A 21,559-nucleotide genomic window follows, 5' to 3' on the forward strand; every position below is an offset into this window, starting at 1 on the left:
TAAGCAATAAGCCAGATTCAGCCGATCTGCACTTCTTCGCGCAGGTCGTGCCAGATATCGCGCGAAATTTCGATGAAGTGCGGGTGGTAGCGAATCTCCGACGTGATACGCGGACGCGGCAGATCGATCTCGTAGACTTTCTTGAGCGTGGCGGGGCGCGCCGTCAGCACGAACACGCGATCGGCCAGCGCAATCGCCTCTTCCAGATCGTGCGTGACGAACACGACCGAGCCCGCATTCGCCGACCACAGTTGCAGCAATTCGTCCTGCATCAGCGTGCGCGTTTGCATATCGAGCGCGGAGAACGGCTCGTCCATCAGCAGGATTTCGGGCTTGTTGATGAAGGTCTGCGCCAGCGCCACGCGCTTTCTCATGCCGCCCGACAACTGATGCGGATAGTGCTTGCCGAACTTGTCCAATCCGACGCGGCGCAGCCAGTCCTGCGCTTCATCGTAGGCGGCGGATTTCGAGCGTCCGCGATAGATCGGGCCGGCCGCAACGTTGTCGATCACCGAGCGCCACGGGAACACGGCATCGGCCTGAAACACGAAGCCGATACGCGGATCGATGCCATTGACCGGCTGGCCCATCACGCGCACTTCGCCGGTGGTCGGCTTGAGCAGGCCGGTAATCATGCTGAGCGTGGTGGATTTGCCGCAGCCCGTCGGACCGACGATCGCGACGAATTCGCCCTTCGCCACCGACATGCTGAATTCGCGCAGCGCAACCGTCGCCTTGCCGTCCGGCGAGATGAAGCGGCACGAGACGTTGCGCAGTTCGATGGCCGGTTGTGTCGATTGATTCATAGCGGCAAGCCTCACTTCGCAGCCGTCGCCGTGCCCGACACGAATTCGTTCGAATACGTGCGCGCCAGATCGATATGCTTGCCCTTCACCGACGGATTGAACGCGGCGAGTACCTTGAGCACGGTGTCGGGGCCATCGGCGGGCATCTTGCCGTCCTTGGTGAACATGGGCAGCGAAGCCTTCAAAGCGGCGACGTAGAGGTCCTTGTTCTTCGCGTAGTAATCCTTAGGCATTTTCTCGGTGATCTCTTCGGCGCTGTGCGTCGAGATGAAATTCAGCGTCTTGACGAAGGCGCGCGAGAGCTTCGCTGCGTCCGTTTTATGCGATTCCGCCCACGCGCGATTCACATAAAAACTCGACGCCGGATACGTGCCGCCAAGCGCTGCGCGCGTGCCTTCGAGCGTACGCATATCGACGAGTACCTTGGCGTCGCCGTTCTTGATGAGTTGCGAGACGGTCGGTTCCGTCGTCATGCCCGCGTCGATACGATCCTGCTTGACCGCCGCAATAAAGCTGTTGTCCGCGCCCACTGGCAGCAGCGTGTAGTCCTTCGAACTTACGCCCGCACGTTGCGCGAGATATTGCGTGAGAAAGCTCGTCGATGAACCCAGTCCCGTTACGCCGAGCGTCTTGCCTTTGACATCGGCCATGCTCTTGAGCGTGGCGGATGCTTTGGTCGAGACCATTTCCACTTCGCCCGGCACCTGACCGAAGATCACCAGCGCCTGCACTTCCTTGCCCTTGCTTTGCAGATCGATGGTGTGATCGTAGAAGCCGACCACGCCTTGCACTGCGCCCGCCAGCAACTCGTTTTCCGCATCGACGCCGGCGGGCTGCGAGAGGATTTCCACGTCCAGCCCTTCGTCCTTGAAGTAGCCGAGTTGTTCGGTGAGCTTCGCCGGCAGATAGATGATCTTCGTCGCGCCGCCGACCATGATCGAGATTTTCTCGGCATGCGCGGACACGGACGCCGCCGCGAGCGCGAAAGCGAGTCCGGATAAGGCTGCGAGCTTGCGCAAGGTGTGCATCGAAAGTCTCCTTTTATAAGTGGTGCGGCGATTATAGGAATGGGTTTCCTTCTGTCTGCTTTCGGACCCCGATGCTTTTCATGGGTGTTAACCCGATTAACGGCAAGACGTGCGCGCACCCTACAATCGCGCGGCTATCTCCCCGCAATGCGCGCACCTTATTCATGAAGCTGCTGCTGATCGAAGACAATCCGACGCTCTCGCTCTGGCTCGCCAAAACGCTGGAGCAGGAGTCGTTCGCGCTCGAAGCCGTGCAGGACGGCGAATCCGCCGATCATCTGCTGCGCACCAATCAATACGATGTGGTGCTGCTCGACCTCAATTTGCCGCGTCTTTCCGGCAAGAACGTGTTGCGCCGATTGCGCCAGCGCGGCGACGCCACGCCGGTGATGATTCTCACGGCGAGCGGTTCCATCGACGAGAAAGTGGAGTTGCTTGGCGCGGGCGCGGACGATTACTTAGTCAAACCTTTCGAGGTGCGCGAACTGATTGCGCGCGTGAAGGTGATGATCCGGCGGCGCACGGCATCGACGGCGAACGAAGTGTCGTGCGGCGATCTGGTGTTCGATATGGATACGCACGAGTTCACGCTAAAAGGCGCGCCGCTTGCCGTGACGCCGCGCGAACGTAGCGTGCTCGAAGCGCTGACGCTGCGGATGGGCAAGACCGTATCGAAGGCGGCGCTTTTGGACGCGATTTTCACGCACGAGGATCAGCCGAGCGAGGATGCGCTGGAAATCTACGTATCGCGTTTGAGGAAGAAGCTCGACGGCAGTTCGGCGGCGATCGTCACGCTGCGCGGGCTCGGCTATCTGCTGCGCAAGAAGGACGATGACCAATAGCCTGCGTGTGCGCCTTCTGTGGTGGCTGCTGGTGCCGCTCGCCATCTACGTGTTCGTAACCGGCAAGGCGGCGTATGACAACGCGCGTCATACGGCGGACATCGTCCAGGAAAACACGTTGCTTGCATCCGCGCGGATGATCGCGGGGGAAGTGGAGTGGTCGGACGGCATGTTGCGCGTGGATGTGCCGCCTGCTGCGCTCGAAGTGTTCGCGTCGCCGTATGGCGATCAGGTGTTTTACAGCGTGAATGTCGATGATGGCCGCTTGCTGGCGGGCGCGCCGGATTTTCCTGTCAGCGCATCGGCCGCGCACGATTCGCCCGTGTTTTTCGATGCTGAGCATCACAGCAAGCCAATCCGCGCCGTCGCTTTCGTGCGCCAGATGTATGACAACGGCGCGGTGCGTCGCGTGCTGGTATCGGTCGGTAAAACCGAAGCATCGCGCGATGCGATGGTGCGTCAACTCTGGCGTCCGCAACTGGTACGGCAGATCGAAATGGTGCTGCTGGCGGTCGCGCTGGCGTGCATCGGCCTGACCTTCGAATTGCGGCCATTGCTCAAGGTAAAAGACGAAGTGATGGACCGCGATCCGATGCAGCTCGAACCCTTGCGCGTCGAGCGTCTGCATACGGAATTGCGGCCCATCGTCGATGCGATCAATCAGTGCATCGCGCGGCTTGGCATGCAGGTCGCGGCGCAGCGTCGCTTTATCGCGGATGCGGCGCATCAGTTGCGCACGCCGTTGACGCTGCTGGAGACGCAATTGCAATTCGCGCGGCAGCATCGCGCGATGGAGCCATCGCTGAACGAAGCGCTCGCTGCCATGCAGCGGAGCAATCGGTCGATGGTCGGACTCACGAACAAGCTCTTGCTGCTCGCGCAGGCCGAAGCGGCGGATTACACGCAACTTGCCAAGCAGAAGATCGACCTTGCCGCGATTGCGCAGGACGTGGCCGAAGACCTCGCGCTGTATGCGCAGAATCGCGAGATCGATCTCGGCGCGGAGTTCGATGGCGCATGCTGGCTGATCGGCCATGAAGCCTTGTTGACCGCGCTGGTCTACAACATCACCGAAAACGCCGTTCGATACACGCCATCGGGCGGCCATGTCACCGTGCGCGTGGCGCGCGAAGCGGAACGCGTCGTCCTCACCGTCACCGACGACGGTCCCGGCATTCCCGCCGAAGCACGCAGCCGCGTGTTCGAGCCGTTCTACCGCGCATCGGCGGATACGGAAGGGACGGGGCTTGGACTCGCGATTGCGAAGGAAATCGTGCTGGCGCATCGCGGGGAGATTGCGTTGCGTACGCGCGAGAAGGGTTTGATCGTCGAGGCGTCGTTTGCTGCGGCCTGATCTTGTGGCGCAGAGTGTCACGTTTTATGAGCAATCCCGCTTTATAACCGGTCGATATCGCTTGGCATTCTCCTTGCAGCCGACAGAAGCTTTTGTCCCGAGGAGATTCCCATGCCGCTCGATTTGACCTTCCGCGCCGGTGAAGCCACCGTGTTCGCCGCACCCGGCCAGGCCACCGATGCCATGCCCGAAATCCTGATCGGCCGCGTGGATGGACCGGTCGGGCAGGCGTTCGCCAATATGATGGCGCAGTCCAAAGGCCATACCGCGATGTTCGCGATCCGCGCCTGCAATCAGATGGTTCGGCCCGCGACCATCATGGTGCCGAAGGTCACGTTGCGCGATATGGCGAATATCGAACTATTCGGCGGCGTGGTGCAGGCCGCCCCCGCCGACGCCGTGGTCGATTGTCTGATCGAAGGCATCTTGCCGAAGGATCAGGCGAACGACTTGTGCATCATCAGTCTGGTATGGATCGATCCGCGCTGTGCCACGGACGCGAATCTCGACAAGAAGGATATGTATCGCACCAACTACGAAGCGACCAAACTCGCCATTCAGCGCGCAATGAATAACGAGCCGAGCGTGGATGAACTGATCGCGAATCGGCACACGATCAAACATGATATGGACGATTGGAGTTAGTTCGGATGGCGAAATATTAATCGCGACAACGAGCGGCTTGCGACAAAAATAACCACGGCGCATGCCGCATCGCAACATTCCGCTATAGCAAAGTCCTATCGCTGGCATTGCCACAATCCCATTCATTTGCCGCGCGCTCTCACGTATTCTTTTAGAGGCAGCGCCGCGCGCGCATACGATGAAGGCGTAACGAAACCGTCATTTGCGCACCGAATTGAGCATCGACAGGCCGCCTGCAAGCAAACCCCATCTCGCCTTATGATTCATTGGCAGCATAGGTCGAAGCACCATGTGATTCACCGCAACTTCAGAAGCGAAAGTTATAACGAGCAGTGGATATGTCCTCGCAAGGAGATAAACGCATGTCGAACGAATCTAAGTGCCCGTTCAATCACACCGCCGGTGGCGGTACGACGAATCAGGACTGGTGGCCTCAGGCGCTGCGGCTGGATTTGCTGACCCAGCATTCCAGCAAGTCCAATCCGCTCGATCCGAATTTCAATTACGCCGAGGCTTTCAAAAGTCTCGATTACGCCGCGCTCAAGAAAGATCTGGGCGAACTGATGACCAATTCGCAGGACTGGTGGCCTGCCGACTTCGGTCATTACGGCCCGCTGTTTATCCGCATGGCATGGCATAGCGCCGGCACGTATCGCACCGGCGATGGGCGTGGAGGCGGCGGACGCGGTCAGCAACGTTTCGCGCCGCTAAATAGCTGGCCGGATAACGTCAGTCTCGACAAGGCGCGCCGTCTGCTATGGCCGATCAAACAGAAATATGGCCAGAAGATTTCATGGGCCGATCTGATGATCCTCACCGGCAACGTCGCGCTCGAAACGATGGGCTTCAAGACCTTCGGTTTCGCAGGCGGCCGTGAAGATACGTGGGAACCGGACCTCGATGTCTACTGGGGTAACGAAAAGACTTGGCTGGGCGGCGATGTCCGTTACGGCAAGGGCGGCGCACCGCGCGATGACAAAGACGAAGGCGTGCTTGTCGCCGATGCAGACATGCACGGCGAAGAAGTTAGCCGCACCGACGATGGCCGCAATCTGGAAAACCCGCTCGGCGCGGTGCAAATGGGCCTGATCTACGTCAATCCGGAAGGGCCGGACGGCAATCCCGATCCGCTCGCCGCCGCGCACGATATCCGCGAAACTTTCGCCCGCATGGCGATGAACGATGAGGAAACCGTCGCGCTGATCGCTGGTGGACACACGTTCGGCAAGACGCACGGCGCGGGTCCGGCCGATAACGTCGCCGCCGAACCGGAAGCCGCCGAACTCGAACTGATGGGCCTCGGCTGGAAGAACAAGTTCGGCTCGGGCAAGGGCGCGGACACCATCACCAGCGGTCTGGAAGTGACGTGGACGACCACGCCGACCAAGTGGGGCCAGGGTTTCTGGGAAAACCTGTTCGGCTATGAATGGGAACTGACCAAGAGCCCGGCAGGCGCGAATCAATGGGTGGCGAAGGACTCGCAAGAGACCGTGCCGCATGCGCACGATGCATCGAAGAAGATCAAGCCGACGATGTTGACCACCGACTTGTCGCTGCGCTTCGATCCGGAATACGCGAAGATTTCCAAGCGCTTCTGGGAAAACCCCGATCAGTTCGCCGATGCCTTTGCCCGCGCATGGTTCAAATTGACGCACCGCGACATGGGTCCGCGCGCGCGTTATATCGGACCGGAAGTGCCGGCCGAAGAGATGATCTGGCAAGACCCGATTCCATCGGCGGATCACGCGCTGATTGATCAGAACGATGTCGCCGCGCTCAAGCAGAAGGTGCTGGTGTCGGGGCTGTCGGTGTCGGATCTGGTGTCGGCGGCGTGGGCTTCGGCATCGACGTTCCGTGGCTCGGACAAGCGAGGTGGTGCGAATGGCGCGCGCATTCGTCTTGCGCCGCAGAAGGATTGGGCGGTGAATGAGCCGGAGAAGCTCGGCAAGGTTTTGAGCGCGTTGGAAGGCATCCAGAAGGACTTCAACGGCGGCGCGCAGGGCGGCAAGAAGGTTTCGATCGCCGATCTGATCGTGCTGGCGGGCGGTGCGGCCATCGAGCAGGCGGCGGAGAAGGCCGGCAACAAGGTTTCGGTGCCGTTCACGCCGGGCCGGATGGATGCATCGCAGGACAAGACCGATGTGGAATCCGTCAACGCGCTGCAACCGCGCGCCGATGGTTTCCGCAACTATCTGGGCGGTCGTTATAGCGTGCTGGCTGAGCATCTGCTGATCGATCGCGCGCAATTGCTGACGCTGACCGCGCCGGAAATGACGGTGCTGATCGGCGGTCTGCGGGCGCTGAAAGTGACCAATAAGGAAGGTCAGGGCGTGCTGACGACCAAGCCCGAAACGCTCACCAATGACTTTTTCGTCAATCTGCTCGATATGAATACCGAGTGGAAGGCGACCTCGCGCGATTCGTTCGAAGGCACGGATCGCAAGAGCGGGCAGAAGAAGTGGTCGGCTTCGCGTGTCGATCTGGTGCTGGGTTCGCATTCGGTGCTGCGCGCCGTTTCCGAGGTGTATGCGACGGCGGATGCGCAAGCGAAGTTCGTGCAGGATTTTGTGGCGGCGTGGACGAAGGTAATGAACCTCGACCGGTTCGATTTGAAGAAGTAAATCGGGCTAAGTCGATGGACGATGCGGCTCCTTTCGGGGAGCCGCATTTTTTTGTGCTTCTGAATCTGATTAGCAACTAACGGTCTGATTTTTGTGAGTACTTTGGGACACCGCGAGCGGTGTCCCAAAGGCTTAGTTGTTCACGCAGGCGAAGCTAGACGACGTATTGATATCGCCGCTGACGAAACGCGGCCACGCAGGATATCGACACAGCGGACGCGTGCGCCCAAGCGTCGCCGTGTTGAGATCGCTCATCGAGAGCGTTTCGGGCGCGGTGCCGCTTTCGACCCACTTATCCAGCGCCGTCAGCGAATCGATCGCCGGATGAAACGGTCCGGTGCCATGACCGACGCCCGGCATCAGATAGAAGCGCACGAAGCCATCGACGGAGCTTTGTCCGAACTTCGTGACCAGACCGCTGTAGTAATCGGTGCTCGAATCCGTACTGACGATTTCATCGGCGAGACCGTGCGTCATGATGATCTTGCCGCCTTTGGCCTGGAACGCGCTGATATCGGTGTTGGTGGCATCGCTCAGGGCGGAGACGGTTTGCACGCGCGATTGATATGCGCCGGGATTGAGCGGATCGAAGGTCAGCGAGTTGATCGTGGGCATGCGCGTGAGGAAGTACTTCACCCATTGATCGCCCGTGACCCATTGATTCGCATCGTGCTTGCCCGCCGGATTCGACGGCGTTTTCGATGTGCCGAAATCGCGCGTCGTATAAGGCCCGGCGAACACGGAACCGGCGAGGATGTTGTAGCCCGCGTATCGCGTGACGCCGTTGGCGAGCGGATACGGCAGCGTGAGCGGCGCGGCGATGGTGTTGACCGTCGCGATCTGCGCATCCGATAAACACGTATCGCCGGTATCGGTGCCCCCTGAGCATCGCACGGAAGCGAGGATTTGCGGCGACAGCGCCTTGCACGCCGCCACGTTCGATACGATACCGTCCGTCGCGCCATCGAGCGCATCGCAGGCGTTCATCACGGCGTTTTGCAGCAGCACGGTCTTGGCGACATCGAGCCAGCCCGCGCCGCCGTTGAGATACAACGCGCGTCCCAACACCACGTTCGACAAACGCAATCCCGTGTAATTGAGCGCCGGCCGATTCACGACGATGCCATCGTAATCCGCAGGCCAGCGCTGGATTTCGGTGAGGCCATCGCGCCCGCCCGTCGAACTGCCGAAGAAGTACGTTTTCGATGGTGTCGCCGCGTAGCGCTTCTGGATCAGCATCATCGCTACATCATGCGTTTTCTTGAGGCTCAGGCCGCCGTAATTGGCGAGCGCTTCATCGTTCGCGGCGAAGGAGCCATCGGTGATGCTCGAACTCTGATGTCCCGAGTCATCGCCGAAGGTGACGTAGCCTTGTGCGAGCGGCGTCGGCGTGCCGGTCGGCGCCATATCGAGCGGATCGACGCCGGTAATCAGCGTGCCATCGAAACCGCCGCCGCCGTAGTGCAGCGCCTTGCGGTTCCAATTGGTCGGCAAGTTCACCTGAAAGTTGATGATAGGCGCGGTGGCATCGACCGGTGCGATGCTGCCGTTCACCTGGCAATATTCGCCGCTGGTTTCCACCAGCGCCGTGCTCTTGATGGTCGCGCCATTCGAAGGCGCGCCAATCGACGATGCGGATATCGCTAGCCCATTCAACGCCGAGCATTGCTGCGCGACGGTTGGTGCGGGCGCGGGCGGGTTGTCGTTGTCGTCATGGCCGCCGCCGCATGCGCTGAGCGTGGATATCACCGTGAAAAGGGCGAGCGTGTGCCCCAACGTTTTGCTGGTCATTGCTTGTCTCCGTTGTGTATGTACTGCGAATTATTCGCTCGCGCCGCCTGTATGAGCAGCGGCTGTTTCGATAAACCGCGCTTCATCGCCGAACAGCGCGCGCACGCCTTCGGCCGATACGAACATCGCTTCGCCGTCGTGGTCTGCGTTGGGCACTTCTTCCCATCGATGTCGCAAATCCGGATGTCTGCCCAGCAAATACGCGCGATACGCCCGCCCGCGCGCCAGCCGATGCGGTCCCTGACTCATCGCCGCGCACGAGCGATCGAGCGCCGGGTGCGCCGGATCGCAGTCGCGTTCCCCAAGTAAATACGTCACGTCGGTTGCGATGTAGCGCGCTTCGTATTCGCCTCGCTTTGCGTAGCGTGGAAGCTTGCGCAGACCGTATTTCCAGTCATCGAAGTCGTCGCATTGAATGGCGTAGGGACGCGTCGCATCGAAATAAACATAGGACGATGGATTCGCGATCACGTAACGCACGTTTTCATCAGGATGCCCAACGATTGCGTACCGATGCGCCACCTGCGCGCCGCCCGAATGCCCCGCGATCACGATTTCACGCAGCATCGTATAACGCGCCGCGCAATCGGCGATAAGCGCATCGAGCACATCGAAGGCACTGAGCGCGTGCGGGCCGCGCGCATCGAGTCCGCCCATCCACGCGGTCCATTCCCAATGCAGCATGTCAGACCCGAGCGCGTGATGTTCGATATCCGCCGTGGCTAAAAATTGCGGCGCGATCAAGACCGTCGAATCCGCATCGACCGATGAAGCCGCGAGTGCGCGTTCCGCCGTGCGCAAATAGGCGTCGGCATCGCGCAAACGGCCGTGCAGCACGATTACGATGCGCGTTATGTTGCCCGAAGCACGGCCCACGAACAGCGGCACGTTTCCTTCACCGCGATCAGTCGATACATGCAGACGCGCATCGCCGATTGCGCTGACGGGATATTCGTTACGCGGGCGTATCATTAAGCACTTTCCTTCGGATCACGAACCAATCGACGTCCCGATGCGCTCAATCCAACAAGCAACAACGACACGACGCCCGCAAAAATCAGATACGCCGCCGGCACCATGCGCGATCCGCTGACATCGATTAACGTGGACACGGTCAAAGGCGCAAGTCCGCCGAACAACGTGACCGCGATGTTGTACGACAGCGCGACGCCCATCGAACGCGTGGCGGTCGGAAAGAGTTGCGTCAACATGCCGGGATGCGCGCCGGACATCAGACTCAGCACGACGGTGGCGATCATCTGCGCGGCGAACACGCGCTCGGGCGTCGGTGCGGCGAGCACCCACGCGAACAGCGGCCACGCGGCGCAGATCCATAGAATGGTGATCGGAAAGAACAGCCGATACGCGCCGAACCTATCCGCCAGCTTCCCCGCCAGCGGATAGCCCACGATGCTGATCAGCCCCGAAATCGCCGTACCGAACAGCGCATTGCGCAGCGGCAAATGCAGTTGCCGCTCGACATACAGCGGCATATACGAATGCCACAAATAGTTCGTCGCCGTCCCGACGATGATGACGCCCATCGCGCACAATGCGGCATCGCCCCGTTCGCGGAAAAACGCCCGCAAGGATTGACGCGGCGCGTGACCGAGCCGCTCGCGCATCTGCACGAATTCGGGCGATTCGGAGACCTTGTGGCGAATATAGAAGCCGACCGGGCCGACCAACGCGCCGAGCAGAAACGGCACGCGCCATCCCCAGGAATTAAGCGCTTCGCCGGACAGATTCGTCGTCAGCAGATAACCGCATGAGGACGACAACAACAGCGCCACCGCCTGCGATGTCATCTGAAAACTGCCGAAGAACATCTTGCGTCCGGGCGGCGCGTATTCGGTGAGCATCGCGGCGGCAGTGGCGAATTCGCCGCCAACCGACAGCCCTTGCAGCACGCGCGCCAGCAAAACCAGTAAGGGCGCAGCCATGCCGATGCTCGCATAACCCGGCGTCAGTCCCATCAACAGCGTGCTCGCGGCCATCAGCAGAATCAGCAGCGAGAGCGTCTTGCGCCGTCCATGCCGATCCGCCCACGCGCCGATCGCGATTCCGCCCAGCGGCCGGACGACGAAGCCGATCGCAAAGGTGGCGAGCGTCAGCGTCAGCGACCAGAAGCTGTCGCCGACCGGAAAAAACACATGCGCGATGGTCTTGGCGAAGTAGCCGTAGATCAGAAAATCGAACCACTCCAGCCCGTTGCCGATCACCGACGCCAGCACCGCGCGGCGCACTTGCGCGTTCGTCAACGGTCTTGGCGGCGCGAGCGAAGCGCCGGAATTCAACACAGATTGCATACGTCTCCCTTCTGTTTTCATTGTGTATTTCGAGCTTAGAAAGGTCGTCGCCAAATGTAAAATACATATCGGATGATGCTGCCATACTCAACGGATATACCAAGCGGATATACCACCATGGAATTGCGCCATTTGCGGTACTTCCTCGCTGTTGCCGAAGAGAAGCAATTCACGCGCGCGGCGGCGCGTTTACATATGCAGCAGCCGCCGCTTTCGCAGCAGATTCAGGAACTGGAGCAAGAGTTGGGCTTCGCGCTGTTTCTGCGACAGCCGCGCGGCGTGGAACTCACCGCGCCTGGCGAGGCGCTCGCGGAGCACGCGCGGTTGGCTTTGAAAACGCTGGAACAGGGCGTCACGCATGCGCGGCGCGTGGCGCAGGGGCAGGTCGGACGCGTGCGGATCGCGCTGACGAGTTCGGCGGCGTTTCATCCGCTTGCGCCCGCGGCCATCCGCAAGTTCCGCGAGACTTATCCGGATATTTCCGTCGAATTGAATGAGATCAACGCGGCCGAGATCATCGAAATGATGATGGACGGGCGCATCGACGTGGCGATTTTGCGCAAGCCGATCGAAACGCCCGCCGAGTTGCGCTTCGATTTGCTCGCGCAGGAGCGCATGTTGTTGGTGCTGCCGCTCGGACACGCGCTGATCGCACGGCGCGCGGTTTCCGTCGATGAACTCGCGGACGAATCGTTCATCTTCGTGCGGCGGCCCGGCGCGCCGGGCATGTACGCCGATTTCATCCGCGCGTGCGAGGCGCGCGGCTTTACACCGCGCGTCGTCGATGAAGTGCCGCGTATGGTCACGGCCATCAATCTGGTTGCGGCGGGCGGCGGCGTGACGCTGGTGCCCGCGTCGATGCAGCGGTATCGGCAGGAAAGCGTGCGCTACTGCCGCGTCGCCGGCGATGAAGCGTTTCGCGCGCCGCTGCATCTGGTGACGCGGCCGGGTGCGCAGACCCCGGCGGCGGCGCGGTTTCGGGAGATGGTGGCGGGCTTCGAGTAAGACGAATCACGCCGTTGCCGTCACCGAGCCGCCCGCCGACGCATACGCGGTCTGAAGCGTCGTCAGCGGATTGATGTGCTGCGCATAGTGATTGCCCGGCAAACTCGCCCAGATGTTGCTGCACAGGAAAATGGCGTGATCCAGATCGCCGCTGTCGATCGAGGTGAGCGCGCTGCGTTCCTTGATCTGCTGCAACGCGATCTTGTCCTGACTGAGCGGCGAAAAGTCCGTCAATCCGAGGAATTTCTCGTAGTACGCGTAGTAGCGGAACAGCAGTTGATATCGCCCGGCGGCGGTGGAATCGAGCGCGGGATTGAAGACGTCGGGATGCGTGGCGTAGCTGGTGAACAGCAGCGGTTTGGCGGGCGTCGAGCCGACCAGCACGTTGTATCCATTGTCGGATTCCGCCAGCAATTGCGGCCCGATTTCCGAATACGCGATCATGTCGAGAAACGCGCAGCGGTTTGCGCCGCCCGCTGCGGCAGCGGTGATGCATGGCATGGGATGCTCCTCAGGTCATACGCGGATCGATGCTTACCGAGTGTTGCCGGCGCCTCCGCTCAGGTTGAAAAGCCGGGTGCTCAGGTTGTCGAGAAAATTGAAGAACACGTCGGCGGCGTAACCGGCGATAAATGCAATCGCGGATGCCGATAAAGTCAGTACCCCGAATCCCGATGTCACCTGTTGCGCACTTTGCGTCGGGCTATAAAACAAGCCAACCGCGATGCCCGCTATCGCGCCCAGCAGCAAGCGCACGCCCGCGAGGTTTTCATCGCGCGGGGCGAGCGTGTTCATCAGCGACTTGTTGCCCGTATCGCGCAGAAACGAGGCAACGGTGCCGACGAAACCGAAGAACAGCGGCAGCACGTAAGTCGAATAAACCGAAGCGATCAGGCCGATGGACTGCACGTCTTCCTGACGGAAATCGTCGCCTGGCGCGGGCGTGGATACGGTCGCCGCTTTCTGCGTCGTGCGTGCCGGGCAGGCTTCACATCCATCGCACGGTGGCGAGGGTTCTTGCTTCGGCCTGAGCTTCGCGGTCGGCAGGAAAAACGTGAGAAAGCGCGACTGACGGCCGTATTCGCCGGCATCGGCAATAGCTTTGTTGAAGCGCGCCTGATAGTACGACCAGTTGCCGCACAGACCTTGCGCGGTCACGCTGAGTTTATCGACCGTATTCCAGCAACACACGTGCGCGACGCTTCCCGTAACGTCCTTGCCGATACCACCCGCCCTGTCCGCAACGAGCTGCGTGGCGATGTTCTTTTCGATATCCATCGTGCTTTGCCGGTCTTCCTCGAAGCGCTTGATAATCACCGATCCATACACGGTCCAGCACAGCAGATACGTCGCCAGCACGAACACCAGCGAGCCGACGATGCTGATGACATTGCGCTTCCTTCGGAGTCGTCGCGCGCTGGCGGCAAGACCCGGAAACGCATCGCGCGCCACCGATGCTTTCGTCTGCCCTTGCTCTTGCTCCACAGGCTCGGATGAACCGATGGGCGTGACCATCGGCAATTCTTCGGCTAAATATATGTAGGTGTACGCAATGGTCATCCCGCGCGCGGGCGCGGCGATGGAATTCAGCTTGTCTTTGACATAGAGCAGAACGGTCGCGTTATACGCTTTGTCTTCGGTTTCGCCGCAATTACCGCCATTGGCGCCGTTGCTGCGTGGCGGATAACGCATCGTCGAAATCAGACGATACAAGTCAAACGCGGTGGCTTTCTGATTCGGCAAGCCGTTTCTCGCGGGAATATCGACGTCGAGATTCCAGATATGCGCGTCGTGACGGCCCGAAATGAAATCGAGCAGCAGATAGACTTCGTTGAGTTCGCGCTTGAAAATCAGTTCATCGAACGAGCCGTCTTTTGTTGGAGCCGATGCAACGCTATCCGTCATTAGCGACCTCGCCGTGAGTTGCCGGACATTTTGGACAACGGCGGAGAATCGCTCGACGCGGTCGGTCCTGCGGATAATTTAGGTTACCGAATCCTTATGCGTTCAAGTGCCTTCTGGATTGTGTGGTCTAAGACACAATGATTGCGCGATGCACAGATCATCGCTTCACTTCGAGAAAACTTTGCGCCAACTGCTTCCATAAATGATCCGCTGCGGGCGAGAGCCTGCGGCCGACGCGCGTCATCATCTGACTGGCGAATCCGGTGGCGATGGGATGATCGATCGGCACGGCGACGAGTTCGCCCAGATCGATGCCGCGCCGCGCCGTGATCGACGACATAAACGCGACGCCCAATCCAGCCGCCGCCAAGGTCTGCGCCGTGTTGAACAAATCGACGCGATACGCGGGCATCACATTCAGGCGCACATCGTCGAGCAGGGATTGCACGAAATGCTGCACGCCGAATGCTTCGGTCATGAAAATCAGCCGTTCGTTCGCGAGTTCGTGCGGCGCGACTTTCGACATCGCCGCGAAGCGATGCGTCGGCGCGATCACCGCGCACAGCGGACGCGCGGCGAACGGATGAATACGCATGGCGGGATCGTCGGCGGAGCGCGCGCACAGGCCGATATCGACGGTGTCGTCGCGGACCATCGAGAGCACGGCGGGCGTCGGTCCCGAATGAATCTCGACGAGGATATCGGGATACGTCATCGAAAACCGCTGCAAAGCGCGCGCGATCAGATTGCCGATGAAACCTTCGCCCACGCCGAGCGCCACGCGCCCGCGCCGCAGATGGCGGTATTCCTCCAGCCGCGCGGCGAGATCGCGCTGGCGGCGCTGGCCGTCGCGATAGTGGTCGATCAGCACTTGTCCGATTTCCGTCACCACGACGCTGCGCCCGCGCCGCTCGATCAGCGAAAAGCGCAGCCGCCGCTCCATCGCCGCGACTTGTCGGCTAATGACCGATGCGTTGACTCCGAGCGCTTCCGCCGCCATCCGCACGCCGCCATGCGTGGCGATTTCCGCGAGATAGCGCAGGGCGCGGTCGTTGATATCGCTTGAATCGTCCATGTTTCGGTTCGGTGACTGTTGACCTGAAGGCAACATTTTCGACGCGATTTGGTCATGGGTCGAGTTTTTCGTCGGTGCAATACTCGGCGAACGCTTGATAAAAAAGGAGCCGACCAATGTCGCAACCCCGTTTCTGCGAAATCGCCGATCTGGCCGATGCCCGCGCCGAACTCGACGAAATCCGTCATCACATTCACCAGCATCCCGAGTTGTCGTACGAAGAAGCGGAAACGTCGCGCTTCGTCGCCGAAAAGCTCGAAAGTTGGGGCTATCAGGTGACGTGCAATATTGGCGGACACGGGCTGGTGGCGTCGCTGAAAGCGGGCGATTCGACACGCACGGTCGGCGTGCGCGCCGATATGGACGCGCTGCCGATCCGCGAGCAAACCGGCCTCGCGTACGCGAGCATCCACGACCGCAAGATGCACGCGTGCGGTCACGACGGACACACCACGGTGCTGCTCGGCGCAGCGCAACATCTCGCCAAAACGCGCAATTTCGACGGCACCGTGCATCTGATCTTCCAGCCCGCCGAAGAAGCCGGCTCGGACAGCGGCGCTGAACGCATGATCGCGGACGGCCTGTTCGAACGCTTTCCCGTCGATGCGATCTTCGGTCTGCACAATCATCCGGGCGTGGCGACCGGCACGTTCGGCTTCCGCGCCGGCCCGCTGATGGCCGCGTGCGATACGGTGAAATTGCGCATCATCGGGCGCGGCGGCCACGCGGCGCGCCCGCACCTCGCCGTCGATCCGGTGATGGTCGGCAGCAGTATCGTGATGGGCTTGCAGACGGTGGTATCGCGTAATGTCGATCCGAACGAGGCCGCCGTGGTGACGGTCGGCTCGTTCCGCTCCGGCCACGCCGCGAACGTGATTCCCGAAGACGCGGTGCTCGAAATGAGCGTGCGCTCCTTCTCGCCGACCGTGCGCGAAACGCTCGAAAAACGCATTCGCGCGCTGATCGAAGCGCAGGCGGCGGCGTATGGCGCGACGGTGGAAATCGACTTTATTCGCGGTTATCCGGTGCTGGTGAACAGCGAGGCGGAGACCGATTTCGCGCGACAAGTTGCGCTGGAACTCGTCGGTCCGGAACACGTGATTTCGCCGTTCCCGCCGATCGCGGGCAGCGAGGATTTCGCGTACTACCTGCAAAAAGTGCCCGGCTGCTTCGTGCGTCTCGGCAACGGCGAAGACCGTCCGATGTTGCACAACGCCCGCTACGATTTCAACGACGACAACCTGACCATCGGCGCGGCCTTCTGGACGCGTCTGGTCGAACGCTTTCTCGCCAAGGACCGCGCATGAACGCAACGACTCAAACGTTTTCGGCTCAGAACGCACACGACACGCCGCAGATGTCGCCTGCGCAGCAACGCAAGATCGTGTTCGCGGCAGTGATCGGCAATCTGCTCGAATTTTTCGATTTCACCGTTTATAGCTATTTCGCGTTGACCATCGGCCGCCAGTTCTTCCCGGCGAACGATCCGGTGACGTCCTCGCTGCTCGCGTTCGCGGTGTTCGCGGTCGGTTTCGTGATGCGTCCGCTCGGCGGTTTCGTGCTCGGCCGATACGCCGATCGCGCCGGCCGCAAGCCCGCGCTCACGCTGACCATTCTGCTGATGGCTGTCGGCTCGGCGGCCATCGGTCTCGCGCCGAACTACGCGCAGATCGGGCTGGCCGCGCCGGTGCTGATCGTGGTGGCGCGACTGGTGCAGGGCTTCGCGCAGGGCGGCGAATTCGGCGCGGCCACCGCAACGCTGCTGGAAATGGGCGGCACGGCGAATCGCGGATTTCGCGCAAGCTGGCAGCTCGCGAGTCAGGGCGCGGCGGCGCTGCTCGGCTCGGGTCTCGCGGCCAGCCTCGGCTTTCTGCTCTCCAATGAAACCATGCATAGCTGGGGCTGGCGCATCCCGTTTCTGATGGGCACGCTGATCGCGCCGGTGGGCATCTATCTGCGTCGTCATATCCGCGAAGAACCGCCTGCCGCGAAAGCCATCGCCACGCGCGACGATCCGAAACGCGGCGTCTACGTGCGCAACTGGTTCCTGACGATCTTCTCGATCATGGGCATGTCCGTCTCGACGTACGTGATGATGTATTACATGCCGACCTACTGCATCCAATACCTCGGCCTGCCCTCGAAAATGTCGATGCTCGCGGGGGTGGCATCGAGCGTGATCTCGCTGGTGATGTGCCCGATTTACGGCGCATGGTCCGACCGCATGGGACGACGCAAGCCGCTGACGCTGATCGGGCGTATCGCGCTGATCGTGCTGTTGTATCCGGCGTTCTGGATCATGACGCACTATCCGACGCTGCCCGTGGTGCTGGTCACGCTGATCGTGCTGATGCTCTGCTACACGATGGGCTCCGCGCCCGCCTACGCGCTGATGCCCGAGAACTTTCCGAAGCATCTGCGCGCGGGTTATATGTCGAGCGCGTATGCGATCGCGGTATCGGCGTTCGGCGGCACGGCGCAGCTCGTCGCCGCGTGGCTGATCCGCGCGACCGGCAACAAGATGGCGCCTGCGTGGTACATGATCGGCTGCGTGCTGATATCGCTGATCGCGGTATCGATGTTCGAGGAAACGGGCGGCAAGGCGCTCGACTGAAGCGTGTTCAAGACCCGCAGCGGTGGCGATGCCCGCTGCGGGCGCAGTCGTAAGTAAATACTTAACCGGACGCAGGCGTTTTCGTAGATAATAATCGTTATCATTTACACGCCGCATCGTCCGCTTTTTCTCCTCGATGAAAACCCTCCCGTTGATCTCGCGCATCGTCGCGGCGATGTTCGGCGGCTACGCGCTCGCCGCGCTCGTAAGCGTCGCCGCACTCGTCCTGCCGATGGAAAAGCCGCAAGCCGTGCTCACGGGCATGTTGGCGAGTTTTATCGTGTTCGCGTGCGCGGTGATCTGGGTGTTCGCGGTGCGCAGCGCGCGGCGTGCGTGGGTTGGTTTGCTGATCGCGGCGTTGCCGTTGTCGGTCGCAGCTTGGGCGGCGTGGTTGCGATGAGCACGAAACCACGCGGCATCCGTCAGACCATGTCGGACCTGCATACGTGGGCCGGTTTGCTGGTCGGCTGGATTCTCTATTCGATGTTTCTGACCGGCACCGTCAGCTACTTCAAGGACGAAACCTCGCAGTGGATGCGTCCCGAAGTGCCGCATCAGCACACGCAGCAAGATCCCGCCGATGTCGCGAAACGCGTGACCGCGACGCTCGGCACCATCGCGGCGGGCAGCGCGCAATGGAGCTTCGAATTGCCCGCGCCGCGCACGAATATCGTCGGATCGTTCTGGCGCACGCCGAACGCGAAACCCGGCGTGCGCGCATTCCAGGAAGGCACGTTCGATCCCGCGACCGGCGCGCGCGCCACCGCACGCGATACGCTCGGCGGCGAATTCTTCTATCGCTATCACTTCCAGTTTTATTACATGTCGCCGATCTGGGGCCGCTGGATTGCCGGCTTCTGCGCGATGTTCATGCTGGTCGCGATCATCAGCGGCGTGATCACGCACAAGAAGATTTTCATCGACTTCTTCACGTTCAGATGGGGCAAGGGCCAGCGCTCGTGGCTCGATGCGCATAACGCGCTTTCCGTATTCGGCCTGCCGTTCCATTTGATGATTACGTACACCGGCCTCGTCACGCTGATGACGATGTACTTCCCGCTGGGGGCATCGACGGCATTCAAGACGCCTGTGGAACGCCAGGAAATGATGACGCAACTGAGCGCGTTCATTCAGCCCGGCAAGCCGAGCGGCGTCAAAGCCGAACTCGCTCCCGTCGATGCGATGGTCCGCGAAGCGCAAGCGCGCTGGGGACGCGACAACGTCGGCCGCGTCACCATCACGCTTCCCGGCGATGCGAACGCGCGCGTGGCGGTATCGCGCGGGGAATCGGCGCGCGTCTCGATGAGCCCGCAATACATGTTGTTCGATGGCGTCACCGGCAAGCTGATCGAGGTGAAGGATCGCGTCGGCGGCGCGGCGGAAACGCGCGGCGTGTTGTACGCGCTGCATCTCGGCCGCTTCAGCGATCTGCAATTGCGCTGGCTGTATTTCATCGTCAGTCTCGCGGGCACGGCGATGGTCGGCACGGGGCTGGTCATGTGGACCGTCAAGCGCCGTCAAAAGCTCGCCGATCCGGCGCGGCCTTACTTCGGCTTCTGGCTGGTCGAGCGCTTGAACATTGCGAGCATCGCGGGTTTGTCGATCGCGATGACGTCTTTTTTGTGGGCGAATCGCGTGCTGCCGGTTGCGATGGCGAAGCGTTCGGATGCGGAAATCAACGTGTTTTTCGCGGTATGGGGCGTGACTTTGCTCGACGCGTTCTTGCGGCCTGCGAAGCGTGCGTCGATCGAAATGTTGTGGATCGCGGCGGCGTTGCTGGCGCTCGTTCCTGTGCTCGATGTGCTGACGACAAATCGCCCGATCTGGCGCAGCATCGCGCAGGGCGATTGGGTGTTCGCGGGCTTCGATCTGATGATGTGGGCGTTTGCCGCTTTGCACGCAGCGCTGGCAGTGAAGACTGCACGTCATCGTCCGCGTGCTTTCAAAGCAGAGCGGAAAGCGATGGTCGTAGAGCGCGAAGAGGAACACGTATGACGCTGCTGTTCTGCGTGATGGCGTTTGCGTGTCTGGCTGTATCGATGGAACGGCATCAGCAGACCTTGTTCGCCCGCGTGCTCGATGCGGGCAAAACGCGCGGTTTTCGTATCGCCGGATGGTGCGGGCTGGTGCTGGCGCTGCGCTATATCGTCGATGAACGCGGCTGGGCGCTCGGACTGGTCGGCTATAGCGGATGCACGAGTCTTGCGGCCGGTTTGGTGTTCGGCGCGCTAATCCTCTACGAGCGATACAAACCCGCCTGAAAAGCGCGCTTTCGCATTCCCCGTGCACGATATCTGGCTTGCTGATAGATTAGCTTCCAGCCAAATCGCCGCCCGAGAGAGTCCGATGGCCGAACAAAAACGATCCCCCACATCCAGCATCGGTTCGCTGGTATTGATTGCCGCGATCGTCGCGGTGTTGGTTCTGGCCTTCGCGTACACGGCCGGCTGGCTCACGCCGAACCGGCTGACGCCTGCGAAGATCGTCGGCAGTCTCGCGCCGCCGGGCGGTCCCGCGCTCGGGTTCCGGCGCAATCACGCGAAAGGCATCTGCTTTACCGGCACATTCGATTCGAACGGCTCCGCCGCCGCGCTTTCGAAAGCGCAACTGTTCGCGGCGGGTTCGTATCCGGTTACGGGCCGCTTCAATCTCGCCACGCCCGATCCCAAAGCCAACGATGCGATGGCCCGCGTGCGCGGTTTGAGCCTGAGCGTCACGACGCCCGACGGCAGCACCTGGCGCTCCGCGATGATCACCGCGCCGTTCTTCCCGGTCGCCACCGTGGACGGCTTCTACGACCTGCAAAAAGCGCTCGCCGACAAATCCAACCCCGATGCGATGAAGAACTTCGCCGCCGCGCATCCCGAAATCGGTGCGTTCGGCAAGTGGGCGGGCAGCGCGCCGTGGACGCCATCGTACGCGGAAGATCGCTACAACAGCCTGAACAGCTTCGTGTTCACCAATACATCGGGACAGGATCAGGTGGTGCGCTGGTCGTTCGTGCCCGCCGCCGCGCCGGAAAACGTCACGCCGGATCAACTGAAAGCACGCGGCGAAAATTTTCTCGATGCCGACATCACCAAGCGTGTGCAAAGCGCGCCGCAGCAGTGGACCATGCTCGTGACTGTCGCCAATCCCGGCGATCCGACCGCGGACCCGAGCAAGGCGTGGCCGGAAGATCGCCGCACGGTGAATGCGGGGACGCTTGTCGTCAAGCAGATCGAAGCGGAGCCGGACGGCCCGTGCCGCGACATCAATTTCGATCCGACCGTGTTGCCCGCCGGCATGCACGTTTCCGACGATCCGTTCCCCGCTGCGCGATCGGCGGCGTATTCGGTGTCGTTCAATCGCAGAACGGCGGAGGACAAGGATTATCCGCACACGCCGGAAGGAGCGAAGCAATGAGCACTTCTTTTCACACGACACACGCGCGATTTTCGCCTTTGCAACGCGCGCTGCACTGGATCATGGCCATTTGTATTTTGGCGATGCTTTTTATCGGCGTGGGCATGGTCTCGACCGTGAATCCGGATTATTTGAGTTTGGTTTCTATTCATAAGCCTT

20 protein-coding genes are annotated in these 21,559 nt (G+C 61.1%); 12 read left to right on the plus strand and 8 right to left on the minus strand.

Annotated elements, in window-relative coordinates; translation table 11 throughout:
* Window positions 1-17: 17 nt before the first annotated feature.
* Both P7F28_RS22235 and P7F28_RS22240 read right to left on the minus strand, forming a co-directional pair.
* Entirely contained in the window at window positions 18-806 is a 789-nt protein-coding gene (locus P7F28_RS22235) for an ABC transporter ATP-binding protein (protein ID WP_277186907.1), read from the minus strand.
* A gap of 11 nt (window positions 807-817) precedes the next feature.
* Window positions 818-1,834 (minus strand): ABC transporter substrate-binding protein, encoded by a 1,017-nt coding sequence (locus P7F28_RS22240; protein ID WP_277186909.1) that lies wholly within the window; start codon window positions 1,832-1,834, stop codon window positions 818-820.
* Window positions 1,835-1,998: 164 nt separating this feature from the next.
* Between P7F28_RS22240 and P7F28_RS22245 the strand changes: the two genes are divergently transcribed.
* From P7F28_RS22245 to katG, 4 genes are all read left to right on the plus strand, one after another.
* Window positions 1,999-2,676, plus strand: a complete 678-nt coding sequence (locus P7F28_RS22245; protein WP_277186911.1) for a response regulator — start codon at window positions 1,999-2,001, stop codon at window positions 2,674-2,676.
* Window positions 2,666-4,030: a sensor histidine kinase gene (locus P7F28_RS22250; protein WP_277186913.1), complete on the plus strand. Its 1,365-nt coding sequence runs from the start codon at window positions 2,666-2,668 to the stop codon at window positions 4,028-4,030. The genes P7F28_RS22245 and P7F28_RS22250 overlap by 11 nt, the downstream gene beginning before the upstream one ends.
* A gap of 111 nt (window positions 4,031-4,141) precedes the next feature.
* Entirely contained in the window at window positions 4,142-4,675 is a 534-nt protein-coding gene (gene fae / locus P7F28_RS22255; RefSeq protein ID WP_277186914.1) for a formaldehyde-activating enzyme, read from the plus strand.
* A 362-nt stretch (window positions 4,676-5,037) separates the two neighbouring features.
* On the plus strand, window positions 5,038-7,296 hold the full coding sequence (gene katG / locus P7F28_RS22260; RefSeq protein WP_277186915.1) for a catalase/peroxidase HPI: 2,259 nt from the start codon (window positions 5,038-5,040) through the stop codon (window positions 7,294-7,296).
* A 132-nt stretch (window positions 7,297-7,428) separates the two neighbouring features.
* Here the strand turns inward: katG and P7F28_RS22265 are convergent, their stop codons facing one another.
* Genes P7F28_RS22265 through P7F28_RS22275 form a run of 3 tightly spaced genes read right to left on the minus strand, consistent with a single transcriptional unit; the run spans window position 7,429 to window position 11,396 of the window.
* Complete coding sequence (locus P7F28_RS22265; RefSeq protein ID WP_277186917.1) at window positions 7,429-9,087, minus strand: tannase/feruloyl esterase family alpha/beta hydrolase; 1,659 nt, start codon at window positions 9,085-9,087, stop codon at window positions 7,429-7,431.
* Window positions 9,088-9,117: 30 nt separating this feature from the next.
* On the minus strand, window positions 9,118-10,059 hold the full coding sequence (locus P7F28_RS22270) for a hypothetical protein (RefSeq protein ID WP_277186919.1): 942 nt from the start codon (window positions 10,057-10,059) through the stop codon (window positions 9,118-9,120).
* A complete protein-coding gene (locus P7F28_RS22275; RefSeq protein WP_277186921.1) occupies window positions 10,059-11,396 on the minus strand; it encodes an MFS transporter in 1,338 nt (445 codons plus the stop codon). The genes P7F28_RS22270 and P7F28_RS22275 overlap by 1 nt, the downstream gene beginning before the upstream one ends.
* Before the next feature lie 117 nt (window positions 11,397-11,513).
* Between P7F28_RS22275 and P7F28_RS22280 the strand changes: the two genes are divergently transcribed.
* The gene (locus P7F28_RS22280) at window positions 11,514-12,401 is read left to right on the plus strand and encodes a LysR family transcriptional regulator (RefSeq protein WP_277186923.1); all 888 of its coding nucleotides are present in this window, start codon (window positions 11,514-11,516) and stop codon (window positions 12,399-12,401) included.
* A 6-nt stretch (window positions 12,402-12,407) separates the two neighbouring features.
* Here P7F28_RS22280 and P7F28_RS22285 read toward each other — a convergent pair whose 3' ends face one another.
* The 3 genes from P7F28_RS22285 to P7F28_RS22295 all read right to left on the minus strand — a co-directional run bounded on the left by P7F28_RS22285 (window position 12,408) and on the right by P7F28_RS22295 (window position 15,381).
* On the minus strand, window positions 12,408-12,902 hold the full coding sequence (locus P7F28_RS22285) for a glycoside hydrolase family 104 protein (RefSeq protein WP_277186925.1): 495 nt from the start codon (window positions 12,900-12,902) through the stop codon (window positions 12,408-12,410).
* 33 nt (window positions 12,903-12,935) lie between these two features.
* Complete coding sequence (locus tag P7F28_RS22290) at window positions 12,936-14,306, minus strand: hypothetical protein (protein ID WP_277186926.1); 1,371 nt, start codon at window positions 14,304-14,306, stop codon at window positions 12,936-12,938.
* A gap of 157 nt (window positions 14,307-14,463) precedes the next feature.
* Window positions 14,464-15,381: a LysR family transcriptional regulator gene (locus tag P7F28_RS22295; RefSeq protein ID WP_277186928.1), complete on the minus strand. Its 918-nt coding sequence runs from the start codon at window positions 15,379-15,381 to the stop codon at window positions 14,464-14,466.
* A gap of 116 nt (window positions 15,382-15,497) precedes the next feature.
* Between P7F28_RS22295 and P7F28_RS22300 the strand changes: the two genes are divergently transcribed.
* From P7F28_RS22300 to P7F28_RS22330, 7 genes are all read left to right on the plus strand, one after another.
* Window positions 15,498-16,688, plus strand: coding sequence for a M20 aminoacylase family protein (locus P7F28_RS22300; RefSeq protein ID WP_277186930.1), 1,191 nt, complete (start codon window positions 15,498-15,500; stop codon window positions 16,686-16,688).
* A 50-nt stretch (window positions 16,689-16,738) separates the two neighbouring features.
* The gene (locus tag P7F28_RS22305) at window positions 16,739-17,995 is read left to right on the plus strand and encodes an MFS transporter (protein ID WP_370467379.1); all 1,257 of its coding nucleotides are present in this window, start codon (window positions 16,739-16,741) and stop codon (window positions 17,993-17,995) included.
* A 136-nt stretch (window positions 17,996-18,131) separates the two neighbouring features.
* Window positions 18,132-18,395 carry a DUF3649 domain-containing protein gene (locus P7F28_RS22310; RefSeq protein WP_277186934.1) on the plus strand — a complete coding sequence of 88 codons (264 nt, stop codon included), beginning with the start codon at window positions 18,132-18,134 and terminating at the stop codon, window positions 18,393-18,395.
* Window positions 18,392-19,990: a PepSY domain-containing protein gene (locus P7F28_RS22315; RefSeq protein WP_277186936.1), complete on the plus strand. Its 1,599-nt coding sequence runs from the start codon at window positions 18,392-18,394 to the stop codon at window positions 19,988-19,990. The genes P7F28_RS22310 and P7F28_RS22315 overlap by 4 nt, the downstream gene beginning before the upstream one ends.
* Window positions 19,987-20,256 (plus strand): DUF3325 domain-containing protein, encoded by a 270-nt coding sequence (locus tag P7F28_RS22320; protein WP_277186938.1) that lies wholly within the window; start codon window positions 19,987-19,989, stop codon window positions 20,254-20,256. The genes P7F28_RS22315 and P7F28_RS22320 overlap by 4 nt, the downstream gene beginning before the upstream one ends.
* A gap of 85 nt (window positions 20,257-20,341) precedes the next feature.
* Window positions 20,342-21,400, plus strand: a complete 1,059-nt coding sequence (locus tag P7F28_RS22325; protein ID WP_277186940.1) for a catalase family peroxidase — start codon at window positions 20,342-20,344, stop codon at window positions 21,398-21,400.
* Window positions 21,397-21,559, plus strand: a 163-nt coding sequence (locus tag P7F28_RS22330) for a cytochrome b/b6 domain-containing protein (RefSeq protein WP_368860362.1), incomplete at its 3' end; no start/stop codon positions are given. The genes P7F28_RS22325 and P7F28_RS22330, both read left to right, overlap by 4 nt.

Source organism: Caballeronia sp. BR00000012568055, assembly GCF_029439455.1.
Classification (GTDB): domain Bacteria; phylum Pseudomonadota; class Gammaproteobacteria; order Burkholderiales; family Burkholderiaceae; genus Caballeronia.

What these genes read in the sequence shown, in the direction of transcription:
- P7F28_RS22235 (WP_277186907.1), bottom strand. Translation starts at nt 806, where the DNA reads ATGAATCAATCGACACAACCGGCCATCGAACTGCGCAACGTCTCGTGC.
- P7F28_RS22240 (WP_277186909.1), bottom strand. Translation starts at nt 1,834, where the DNA reads ATGCACACCTTGCGCAAGCTCGCAGCCTTATCCGGACTCGCTTTCGCG.
- P7F28_RS22245 (WP_277186911.1), top strand. Translation starts at nt 1,999, where the DNA reads ATGAAGCTGCTGCTGATCGAAGACAATCCGACGCTCTCGCTCTGGCTC.
- P7F28_RS22250 (WP_277186913.1), top strand. Translation starts at nt 2,666, where the DNA reads ATGACCAATAGCCTGCGTGTGCGCCTTCTGTGGTGGCTGCTGGTGCCG.
- fae (WP_277186914.1), top strand. Translation starts at nt 4,142, where the DNA reads ATGCCGCTCGATTTGACCTTCCGCGCCGGTGAAGCCACCGTGTTCGCC.
- katG (WP_277186915.1), top strand. Translation starts at nt 5,038, where the DNA reads ATGTCGAACGAATCTAAGTGCCCGTTCAATCACACCGCCGGTGGCGGT.
- P7F28_RS22265 (WP_277186917.1), bottom strand. Translation starts at nt 9,087, where the DNA reads ATGACCAGCAAAACGTTGGGGCACACGCTCGCCCTTTTCACGGTGATA.
- P7F28_RS22270 (WP_277186919.1), bottom strand. Translation starts at nt 10,059, where the DNA reads ATGATACGCCCGCGTAACGAATATCCCGTCAGCGCAATCGGCGATGCG.
- P7F28_RS22275 (WP_277186921.1), bottom strand. Translation starts at nt 11,396, where the DNA reads ATGCAATCTGTGTTGAATTCCGGCGCTTCGCTCGCGCCGCCAAGACCG.
- P7F28_RS22280 (WP_277186923.1), top strand. Translation starts at nt 11,514, where the DNA reads ATGGAATTGCGCCATTTGCGGTACTTCCTCGCTGTTGCCGAAGAGAAG.
- P7F28_RS22285 (WP_277186925.1), bottom strand. Translation starts at nt 12,902, where the DNA reads ATGCCATGCATCACCGCTGCCGCAGCGGGCGGCGCAAACCGCTGCGCG.
- P7F28_RS22290 (WP_277186926.1), bottom strand. Translation starts at nt 14,306, where the DNA reads ATGACGGATAGCGTTGCATCGGCTCCAACAAAAGACGGCTCGTTCGAT.
- P7F28_RS22295 (WP_277186928.1), bottom strand. Translation starts at nt 15,381, where the DNA reads ATGGACGATTCAAGCGATATCAACGACCGCGCCCTGCGCTATCTCGCG.
- P7F28_RS22300 (WP_277186930.1), top strand. Translation starts at nt 15,498, where the DNA reads ATGTCGCAACCCCGTTTCTGCGAAATCGCCGATCTGGCCGATGCCCGC.
- P7F28_RS22305 (WP_370467379.1), top strand. Translation starts at nt 16,739, where the DNA reads ATGTCGCCTGCGCAGCAACGCAAGATCGTGTTCGCGGCAGTGATCGGC.
- P7F28_RS22310 (WP_277186934.1), top strand. Translation starts at nt 18,132, where the DNA reads ATGAAAACCCTCCCGTTGATCTCGCGCATCGTCGCGGCGATGTTCGGC.
- P7F28_RS22315 (WP_277186936.1), top strand. Translation starts at nt 18,392, where the DNA reads ATGAGCACGAAACCACGCGGCATCCGTCAGACCATGTCGGACCTGCAT.
- P7F28_RS22320 (WP_277186938.1), top strand. Translation starts at nt 19,987, where the DNA reads ATGACGCTGCTGTTCTGCGTGATGGCGTTTGCGTGTCTGGCTGTATCG.
- P7F28_RS22325 (WP_277186940.1), top strand. Translation starts at nt 20,342, where the DNA reads ATGGCCGAACAAAAACGATCCCCCACATCCAGCATCGGTTCGCTGGTA.